9 protein-coding genes are annotated in these 9,502 nt (G+C 40.3%); 1 reads left to right on the top strand and 8 read right to left on the bottom strand.

Features of this window, described 5'->3' with window-relative positions; translation table 11 throughout:
- Nucleotides 1-104 precede the first annotated feature (104 nt).
- From BQ7314_RS07550 to BQ7314_RS07515, 8 genes are all read right to left on the bottom strand, one after another.
- Nucleotides 105-335, bottom strand: a complete 231-nt coding sequence (locus BQ7314_RS07550) for a flagellar export protein FliJ (RefSeq protein ID WP_174483090.1) — start codon at nt 333-335, stop codon at nt 105-107.
- Between the two features lie 9 nt (nt 336-344).
- A complete protein-coding gene (fliI, locus tag BQ7314_RS07545; RefSeq protein ID WP_425356633.1) occupies nt 345-1,703 on the bottom strand; it encodes a flagellar protein export ATPase FliI in 1,359 nt (452 codons plus the stop codon).
- A complete protein-coding gene (locus tag BQ7314_RS07540) occupies nt 1,700-2,425 on the bottom strand; it encodes a flagellar assembly protein FliH (RefSeq protein WP_174483089.1) in 726 nt (241 codons plus the stop codon). The genes fliI and BQ7314_RS07540 overlap by 4 nt, the downstream gene beginning before the upstream one ends.
- Entirely contained in the window at nt 2,412-3,419 is a 1,008-nt protein-coding gene (gene fliG / locus BQ7314_RS07535; RefSeq protein ID WP_174483088.1) for a flagellar motor switch protein FliG, read from the bottom strand. Before fliG ends, BQ7314_RS07540 begins: the two co-directional genes overlap by 14 nt.
- On the bottom strand, nt 3,412-5,169 hold the full coding sequence (fliF, locus tag BQ7314_RS07530; protein ID WP_174483087.1) for a flagellar basal-body MS-ring/collar protein FliF: 1,758 nt from the start codon (nt 5,167-5,169) through the stop codon (nt 3,412-3,414). Before fliF ends, fliG begins: the two co-directional genes overlap by 8 nt.
- An 18-nt stretch (nt 5,170-5,187) precedes the next feature.
- Nucleotides 5,188-5,499 (bottom strand): flagellar hook-basal body complex protein FliE, encoded by a 312-nt coding sequence (fliE, locus tag BQ7314_RS07525; RefSeq protein WP_174483086.1) that lies wholly within the window; start codon nt 5,497-5,499, stop codon nt 5,188-5,190.
- Nucleotides 5,500-5,574: 75 nt separating this feature from the next.
- Entirely contained in the window at nt 5,575-6,957 is a 1,383-nt protein-coding gene (locus BQ7314_RS07520) for a sigma-54-dependent transcriptional regulator (protein WP_174483085.1), read from the bottom strand.
- Nucleotides 6,954-8,150, bottom strand: a complete 1,197-nt coding sequence (locus tag BQ7314_RS07515) for a sensor histidine kinase (RefSeq protein ID WP_174483084.1) — start codon at nt 8,148-8,150, stop codon at nt 6,954-6,956. Before BQ7314_RS07515 ends, BQ7314_RS07520 begins: the two co-directional genes overlap by 4 nt.
- 328 nt (nt 8,151-8,478) lie before the next feature.
- On the opposite strand from BQ7314_RS07515, the gene BQ7314_RS07510 reads away from it, so the two are divergent.
- Nucleotides 8,479-9,444, top strand: coding sequence for a MinD/ParA family protein (locus BQ7314_RS07510; protein ID WP_174483083.1), 966 nt, complete (start codon nt 8,479-8,481; stop codon nt 9,442-9,444).
- Nucleotides 9,445-9,502: the final 58 nt, after the last annotated feature.

Raw genomic sequence — 9,502 nt, 5'->3', positions numbered from 1 at the left:
TTCTCGCATCTGCGCTTCAATTTCTTTTGAGTAAGGTTTTATCTTGGGTCGATTTTAAATAAAGTTTATGAGTTGCATCATTATAATTCTTAAATTGAACTTGCCTAAATTAATTTGTGCTCATTCCTAAATTCCATTAACTGCATCACAGATATGCCACTTTTTACAAGATGTTCATTTTTATCTTGGTAATCTTGCCGGTAGTTTTTCAGGCTATTTAACTGGGTTTCTTTTTGATGTTTTATATCCTGTTGCTTACCTAAAGCTTCTAGGTGTTTTTTTTCTTGATTCATTTTTAAATCAACAATCACCTGTAAACGCTGCGATCTTTTCACCACTCCTCCTTAGCTAGCCAAAAGTGCATTAAGCTCACTTAAACTACGACTAATATCAACTGCCTCATTCATACTTTGTTGTAAAAAATCGAGTATTTCTGGATTTTTAGCGATTGCTGCATCTATGCGTGCATCAGAACCGTGCTGGTAAGCGCCCACACTAATTAAATCTTTGTTTTGTTGATATAACGAGTACAATCGGCGCAACTTTCGCGCTTGGTTCATATGCTGCTCATCAACCACATCAGGCATCACTCGGCTAATAGAAGCCTCTATATCAATAGCTGGAAAGTGGCCTGCTTCAGCCAAACTGCGTGATAATACAATATGTCCATCTAAAACACCTCGCGCAGAATCCGCCACGGGGTCATTATTATCATCGCCTTCCGTTAAAACGGTATAAAAAGCGGTAATAGAGCCGCCGCCTTCATCAGCATTTCCTGCACGCTCAACGAGGCTAGGTAATTTTGCAAAGACTGAAGGAGGATAACCTTTAGTTGCTGGCGGCTCATCAATAGCCAGAGCAATTTCTCGGTGTGCTTGCGCAAAACGGGTCAAAGAATCCATCAGTAATAAAACATCTAGACCTTGTGCTCTAAAAAATTCTGCAATACTGGTCGCTAACATCGCTCCATGAACCCGCATTAAGGGAGGATCATCTGCAGGTGTGGCAACGACAACGGCTCGCGCCATACCTTCCTCACCTAAGATTTTTAGGACAAACTCATTAACTTCTCGGCCTCGCTCACCAATAAGCCCCACAACGACAACATCTGCACTGGTAAATTTAGTCATCATACCTAAAAGGACACTTTTACCTACCCCGGTTCCAGCAAATAAACCCATACGCTGGCCACGACCAACACTGAGAATTGCATTAATCGCGCGTACTCCAACATCTAGAGTGTCACGGATTGGCTTACGTGCTAAAGGGTTAATTGTTTCACCCGACATAGATTGTTTCGCTTCTGTTTTTAATGGCCCTTTATTATCTAGAGGTTTACCTGAGCCATCTAAAACACGTCCTAACAGACCAAAACCCACTTTAGCTAAACTATTACTACCCAAGGGTATAACACGGCAACCAGGTTCTAGACCCTGTGGGTTGCCCGAAGGCATTAGAAAAATACACTCCCCCGCAAAACCAACAACCTCTGCCTCAATAAACTGTCCATTCTTACTCTGTACTTTACAGCGAGAGCCTATCGCAGCACGACATCCCACTGCCTCTAAAGTCAAGCCTACCATGCGTGATAACTGACCTTCAACGACTAATTCAGGGAGAATTTCTGCACGCTGTATATAGGGAGCTAAACGTTCTAGCCATTTTTGCGTGCGAATCGGTTCAGGAATCACAGGTACATTCACTCCGAATCTCCCTGCCGCTCATCGCCTAAGACAGTCGCAATAATCGTGTTTAATTTATTTTCTACTGTCGCATTAATATGCGATGTTTCTGTTGATACAATACAGCCGCCACGAGTAAGCAATGGATCTTCTTCAATTACCCACGCAGGTGCATCAGCATCTAAAGAAAGAGATGCACGCACTAGTTCAGCATCTTCAGGGTGTACAGCGAGCGTTATTTTCTGCCTAGCCACCGGCAAAGCTTTGACGGTCTCTTTAACTACTGCAATAATTTGCTTAGGATCTAATTTTAGCTCTCGACGCACAACTTGCTTAGCAATAATAATCGCTAGCTGTGTTAAAGACTGTTCTACTTGCTCATCTAATTGGGCAAAAGGTTCAGTTAAGGACTCTAACAAGGAAATGAAACGAGCCACTTGTTCTTGCAATAAATGTTTATTTTCTGCATAACCTTGCTCTAAACCTTCTGCTCTACCTTCTGCTTTACCAAGTTCTTTCCCTTCAGAAAAGCCAACCTTATAACCCTCTTCCTTACCTTTAGCAAAAGCTTCATCATAAGCTTGTGTTTGCATTATTTCGATCTGTTCAACAGTCAAAACTGGCGATACCGTATCATCTAAGCTAACGTCCTCTGAGCGACGTTCTAAAACATCCGGAACATCCCATAAACTTAAAGCATCCAGTTCATCTTGAGAGAAATTTCGACCTTTAGATGAGGTCATCACCACCGCCACTACCTAAGGCAATTTCGCCTGCATCCGCTAATTTTCTAGCAATACTAAGAATATCTTTCTGTGCTTGCTCGACTTCACTGAGTTTAGTAGGTGGTGCTGCTTCTAAATCATCACGTAACATTTCTGCAGCCCGCTTAGACATATTGCCAAAGATTTTTTCTTTTAAACCATCATCCACACCGCGTAAGGCTAATAATAATTGGTCGGTCGATACTTCGCGTAATAAAGCCTGAATTCCCCGATCATCCACTTCAATTAGGTCAGAGAAAACAAACATTTTATCCTGAATTTTTTGACTTAATTCAGCGTCATTTTCGCTAATTTCTTCCATCATGGCTTCACTAACTGCACCATCGATAAAGTTTAGGATATTAGCTGCTGTATCAATACCACCAATGGCTGACGCTTGAGCATTTTCACCACCTGTCAATTGTTTCTCCATCATCTCGTCCAATTCACGTAATGCTGCAGGCTGAACGCCCTCTAAAGTTGCAATACGCATTAATAAATCGGAACGCATGTTTTCCGGCAATAAACCTAACACTGCCCCCGCTTGATCAGCATCTAGCAAGGATAAAATAATCGCAACAATTTGTGGGTGCTCAAGTCGGACTAAATCTGCAATTGCACGGGCATCCATCCATTTTAACTGATCAATACCTTTGCTATCACGTCCTAATAAAATCCGATCAATAATGCTACCTGCTTTATCTGCCCCTAAGGCATTGGTTAACATATCTCGGATATACGCATCAGAATCAACGCCTAAGGCTGTTTTATCTTTAATGGTAACAATAAACTCTTCCAGTACACCATCAACCATTTCATTAGAAATATTAGACAAACCTGCCATCGTTGTACCAATGGCTTGCACTTCTTTTGGTCCCATGTTTTTTAAAACACTTGCTGCCCTCTCCTGCCCTAAAGTCAAAAGCAATAAGGACGTTTTTTCTGTTTGGCTTAATTCTGTGTTTTCAGACATCTTGATCAATCCACCCTTTTAATACTTGTGCGACCAACTTAGGGTCTTCGTCCACTAATTTTTTGACATATTCTAAACGTTTTTCATAACTTTGAGGGGCTTCTAATAATAATAAATCCTCTGTCTCAGAGGACAACATTTGTCCTTCATCATCTGCCGATACAGGAATAGGATTACCATCCTCATCATAGCGCATGGGTACAGCAACTGGAATGCCGTTTTCATCCAAAACAATGTCTTTCTCTTCCTCAGGCTCTTCTTCTTTAGCCACTAAGCCGCGCATAGTTGGGCGTAACACTCCAAAAACAATAAACAACACCACTAAAGCAGCTGCCAGTTGCTTCATTAAATCAATAAACCAAGCTTGTTCCCATAAAGGTTCTGCAGGTAAAGCCTCTAACTCATCAGGTATTCTAAAGGCTGCATTCGTCAACATAACTTCATCACCACGGCGCATATCATAGCCAATAGCACGCTTTACCAACTCAGTCAGACGGTTCAAATCTTCTGGAGCAAATGGCAAAGTGCTCACCGAACCATCGGCGGTTAATACACGCTTATCATCAACGACTACAGCGACAGATAAGCGGCGTACAATACCCGATGCTAGGCGTGAATGCGTAATCGTTTTATCTAATTCAAAATTACGCGTTGCAGCTTTACTAGAAGAGGTCGGAGTTTGTGTAGAACCACTACCTTCTCCTACAGCAATTTCTGGCGCAACACCTGCCGGTGGAGGCTGATTAGATAAAGCGCCAGGAACCCCCTGTATAGCAGATAAAGTACTTATATCTTCAGTGGTTTGCTCACTTCTTAAAGCAGGCAAATCAGGGTTAAACATCTCTTGAGTTTGCTCGGTGACGGTAAAATCAACTTCAGCAGAAATTTGCACGCGCATACCTTCAGGACCGACAATAGGCATCAAAATATTTTCTATGCGCGTCATTAAATGATCTTCGACTGCTTTTTTATATTCAAATTGCTTATTGGTTAAGGCTAAATTGGAGCCGGTATCTTTAGAACTGAGTAGCCGCCCTTTCTGGTCTACTACCGTGACTTGAGCTGCCTCCATTAACGGCACACTTGAGGCAACTAAATGCACTATGGCATTAATCTGCCCTTTTTCTAAAGCACGACCTCTATATAGATTGAGGATAACTGAAGCACTGGGTTTTTTCTGTTTACGCACAAAAACTGACTGCTTAGGCAAGGCTAATAACACCCGCGCTGATTTTACATTCTGTATGGTCATGACGGTACGCGCAATTTCACCCTCTAAAGCACGCTGAAAACGCATAGTTTCAACACTTTTACTGGTGGTAAAACTCGCTTCCTTATCCAGCAATTCATAACCTAAACTATCGCTACGCGGCAACCCTTCTGCAGCTAATTTTAATTTTATATCTCTCACTTTACCCGCAGCGACCATCACAGCCCCTGAGCGCTCATCAACTTTATACGGAACATCTAATTTATCTAAGGTCTCTAAAATTTCTGCAGCATCTTGCTCACCTAAACTGGAAAACAATAAATCATAAGTCGGTGCTTGTGACCATAAAACCACAGCCACACCAATTGCAACACTGAAAGCCAAACCTAACATCAAGCCTACTTGCTTGATGACTGTCATTTGCACAAGTCCTTCCATTGCTGGGTGGATCGCTTTAGTCTCCGACTCCTCAGCGACCATCTGATTACCTGTGTTACTTGCAGTACTTGCTAAACTATTGCTCGACTCTTGCTCACTCATGTTATTTTATTTGCACCATTACATTGGCATATTCATGACTTCTTTATAAGCATCGGTGAGCTTATTACGCACTTGCACCATCGCTTGAAAAGAAACGCTGGCTTTTTGTAAAGAAACCATGACTTCCGCTAAACTGGCATCAGATTCGCCCGTCTCAAACCCCGAACTCATTTTCGTTGCTGTTTGCTGGGTTGCATTAACACCATCTATAGATTGTTTTAATAACGCCGCAAAATCATTATTTGTATCGACAGGCGCTGGCTTATTCCCAGCGTCTATAGACATCGAGCGCATTTGCGCTAAAACTTGGTTTACATTCATATCACTCATTGTATGATCCTGCTCAATTTACCTTTAATAATAAATAATATGCATTTTTTACGCCAAGAAAAATTTTGCTGCATTCTAGCATGGAATCACGATTCCATCGTCTTTCATTCGTGCAATCTTATAACGTAAAGTTCTAGGGCTAACACCCAATTTTTCTGCGGTTAACTTACGGCTCCCTTGTAATGATTGTAAAGTACTCAAAATAATTTTATCTTCTGCTGAACGTAAGCCAGTTCCTAGATTCATCTCAGCTACATCAGGTAAATCAACCTGTTTAACCTCATTAACGTGCTCTTCAACACGCTCTGGCACGACTGATTCCAGCTTGACTTGCATAGCCTCTTCAAAAATCAAATCGCCTTCATTGATCATATCACCCGTCTGCATAATGAGCGCACGCTGTACGATATTTTCCAACTCACGAACATTCCCCGGCCAATGATAAGCTTGCATTTTTTGTATCGCTTGCGGACTAAATACCGGCATTTTCTTACCGGTAGATAAATGACGCTGCATTAAATCATTTGCTAGAGGCAAAATATCATCAACCCTATCGGCTAAATCAGGAATAATCAAAGGAAAAACACTCAGACGGTAATATAAATCTTCACGAAACATACCCTCTTCAACATACTGCTTTAATTTACGGTTAGTTGTCGCCAAAATTCTGACGTTTAATTTGATTTTTTTCTGGCTCCCTAGTCGCTCAACTTCTTTTTCTTGAATAACACGTAATAATTTAGCTTGTAATGCTAAATCCATCTCAGATATCTCATCCAATAATAAAGTCCCGCCTTGCGCTAATTCAAATTTACCTGGTAGTGCTTGAACTGCTCCAGTAAATGCGCCTTTTTCATATCCAAAAAGCATAGATTCCAACATGTTTTCTGGAATAGCTGCACAATTGATAGCGACAAAAGGCCCCTCTCTATGCCCCGAATTTTGATGTACAAACTGCGCCAAAACCTCTTTTCCCACACCACTAGCCCCTTGAATTAAGATTGTTACCTCCGTTTTAGCTACTTTATCTGCTAATTGATATAAGCGCTGCATTGCACCATCTGCAACAATATGATCGTTAGCTGCACTTGGGTTTTGCACCACTAATTGCGCTACTTTTTCTACTAGAGCACTTGCATCAAATGGCTTAACCAAATAATCTGAAGCGCCCGCTTGAATCGCTGCAACCGCTTTTGGCACTGAACCATAAGCTGTCATTAATAATACCGGCGTACTTGCATACTGATTTTGTATATTATTCAATAATTGCAAACCATCCATGACTGGCATCTGCACGTCACTGACCACGAGTTTAAAATCACCTTTAGATAGCTTAAGTAATGCCTCGGTACCATTACGTGCAGAAACAACGCGATAGCCTTCAATTTCTAAAGTATCGCATAAGGCTTCGCAAAGTGAGGCATCATCCTCAACCACTAAAACATCATATTGTTTCATGCGCTTGCTCCCATAGAAATAGCTGCTTGAAAAGCTTGTTCAATACACGGCAGAGATAATTTAAATTCCGTCCCCACACCCACTTTAGAACGACAAGAAACTTGACCGCCATGAGCCTTAACAACACTATCAACTACCGCCAAGCCCAAACCCGTGCCATTAACACGTGTGGTAAAAAATGGCTCAAAAATACGCTGCAAATGCTCTGATTCTATACCTCGACCATTATCTTGAATACTTATTTCTATGGACTGCTTATTTTGCTGCTTAATGAATAGTTTAAGTACCCCACCAATAGGCATAGCCTCCAGCGCATTGGTCAATAAATTCATCAACACTCCCTGTAGTGCATGTTCATTACCTCGCATTAAATCTACAGAGCAATTATTGGAAATTTTAAATTGCACTTGGCCGTCAGTTACATAATCATTCATTGCTGCTTGGACTTTATCCAATAAACTTTGCAATGAAAACCCCTCCATCGTTAAACGCCCTTCTTTTGCAAATACCAACATATCATTCACTTGACGCTCCAAATAATGTAGGCGCTCTAAAATTTTTTTAGAAAAACGCTGTTGTTTCTCTGCATCAAGTTTAGGATTAGACATTTGTGAGGCATATAAAATAGCCGTTGACAGTGGAGTTCTAACTTGATGCGCCATACTCGCAACCATTTCACCCATGGCAGATAAATGCTTTTGCTGATTAATCATTTCTTGTAAAGCATTCATTTCACTGATATCACTCAAAATAATCACTTGCTCATTGCTTTCCGGCAAACGGCTACGCGTCATATTGACACGCAAGCCATTTAGTAATTGGCGCTCTAAAGGGTTATCCAATACACTAATTAAGCTGCGCATAGCGACATCTGCCCATAATTGTCCAATTAAAGGCTCGGCTAAAAAATGCGTCGCTTGTAAATTACAGTCAACCACCCGGCTTTGAGTATCAAGAATAATAATTGCAGCCGGTAAAGCCGCCAATATTTGCTGTAAACGTAGCGCTAATTTCTCTTTTTCCACCAAGGTCTTCACACGTTCACTACGCGCAGCTGCCAATTCCTGGTGCAGCTTTTCAACTTGTAGCTCAAGACCTTGATAAGAGTTACTTAAGTTTTCCGATAGCTGATTAAAGATACGAAACGCATCAGTAAGTTTCTCAGTATTTTGTGGAGAGGTAAAAGTCGTCATAAAATCGCCCTGTTACTGTACTATGCAATAACCAAAGCAATTATAAGACCACTTTATAAATATTGATTTAAAACAAATAACTATAATATTAAAAGAGTAACGACCTAAAATAAAAAGAAAATAGAGAAATCAAACGCGTTTACGTCAAAAAATAGACATAAAAAATTAAATTCTACCCATACTGCATTAAAATTGATTTCCTTTAACCTAATATCTAAGCTTATGTAATAATAGCGGGCAGCAAATAACCCACGCAGAAAAACTATTACCTATAGGAACTATGAATAATGATTTATGATACTTCAGTGCTGACACTACAAGGATTGTAATGGCTGTAGTTATCGCATTTACAAGTGGTAAAGGAGGGGTTGGTAAAACAAATATTACGACTAATCTTGGCCTTTCTTTAGTCGCTAGACAAGAAAGGGTCTGTTTATTTGATGCGGACACTGGTCTTGCGAATGTTAATATTTTAATGGCCGTATCCCCCCGTTATACAATTGAACATGTGCTTAATGGTACAAAGACGATAGATGAAATTATCATTGAGTTACCTAACGGTATTTCTCTCGTGCCTGCGGCATCAGGTATTAAACAGTGCACCAACTTAAATGAAAAGCAATTATTGTGTTTAATCACAGCCTTACAGACTCTGGAAAAAAAATTTGATTATTTATTAATTGATACTGCTGCGGGCATTGATACCAATGTACTTGATTTTGTTGCTTCCGCACAATATAGAGTACTCGTTATCACACCCGAACCAACTTCATTAACTGACTCATTTGCTTTATTGAAAATGCTCGTGATTCGGGGCAAAAAACAATCTATGTTCGTTCTGGTTAATAAGGCAGAAAACTATAAAAAAAGCCAATTAATTTTTCGGCGCTTTCAACAAGCCGTTAAAACTTACTTAAAAATTGACGTTGCTTTCTTGGGATATTTAGCGGTTGATACGCAGCTTGATAAAGCAATTTCTCAACAAATTCCTGTTGTCCTATCTTACCCTAACTCAACAATTAGTTGTGGCTTTGCTTCTTTAGCTGACATTATAAAAAGGCAGTTTAGAAATAGTGAAAATTTACCTTATTTTAGTCAATATTGGGCTGCAAATACCAATCAACTACAACCATTAAAACCCAAGTCACCAGTAAAAATAAAAAATAAACCGATTACGGTAAAGGCAAAAAAGGTGGGGTTATCTGACATCTATACCTTGTTAAATGAGCAAGCATTACCAGAACAAGAGCTAAAAGAGTTGGTTGTAACACTAGAGCAGCAATTCTCAATTTAGGATTTCTCATATTTCTGGTATCGGAATTTCTAGCCCTCTCAGCATAAATTCCAGTAAT

Origin of the sequence: methanotrophic endosymbiont of Bathymodiolus puteoserpentis (Logatchev) (assembly GCF_900128525.1) — a bacterium.
Taxonomy (GTDB): domain Bacteria; phylum Pseudomonadota; class Gammaproteobacteria; order Methylococcales; family Methylomonadaceae; genus Methyloprofundus.
The sequence above is the reverse complement of the archived record's forward strand: the minus strand, read 5'-3'. Positions and strand labels throughout refer to the sequence as shown.

What these genes read in the sequence shown, in the direction of transcription:
- BQ7314_RS07515 (WP_174483084.1), bottom strand. Translation starts at nt 8,150, where the DNA reads ATGACGACTTTTACCTCTCCACAAAATACTGAGAAACTTACTGATGCG.
- fliE (WP_174483086.1), bottom strand. Translation starts at nt 5,499, where the DNA reads ATGAGTGATATGAATGTAAACCAAGTTTTAGCGCAAATGCGCTCGATG.
- fliG (WP_174483088.1), bottom strand. Translation starts at nt 3,419, where the DNA reads ATGTCTGAAAACACAGAATTAAGCCAAACAGAAAAAACGTCCTTATTG.
- fliF (WP_174483087.1), bottom strand. Translation starts at nt 5,169, where the DNA reads ATGAGTGAGCAAGAGTCGAGCAATAGTTTAGCAAGTACTGCAAGTAAC.
- BQ7314_RS07540 (WP_174483089.1), bottom strand. Translation starts at nt 2,425, where the DNA reads ATGACCTCATCTAAAGGTCGAAATTTCTCTCAAGATGAACTGGATGCT.
- BQ7314_RS07520 (WP_174483085.1), bottom strand. Translation starts at nt 6,957, where the DNA reads ATGAAACAATATGATGTTTTAGTGGTTGAGGATGATGCCTCACTTTGC.
- BQ7314_RS07510 (WP_174483083.1), top strand. Translation starts at nt 8,479, where the DNA reads ATGGCTGTAGTTATCGCATTTACAAGTGGTAAAGGAGGGGTTGGTAAA.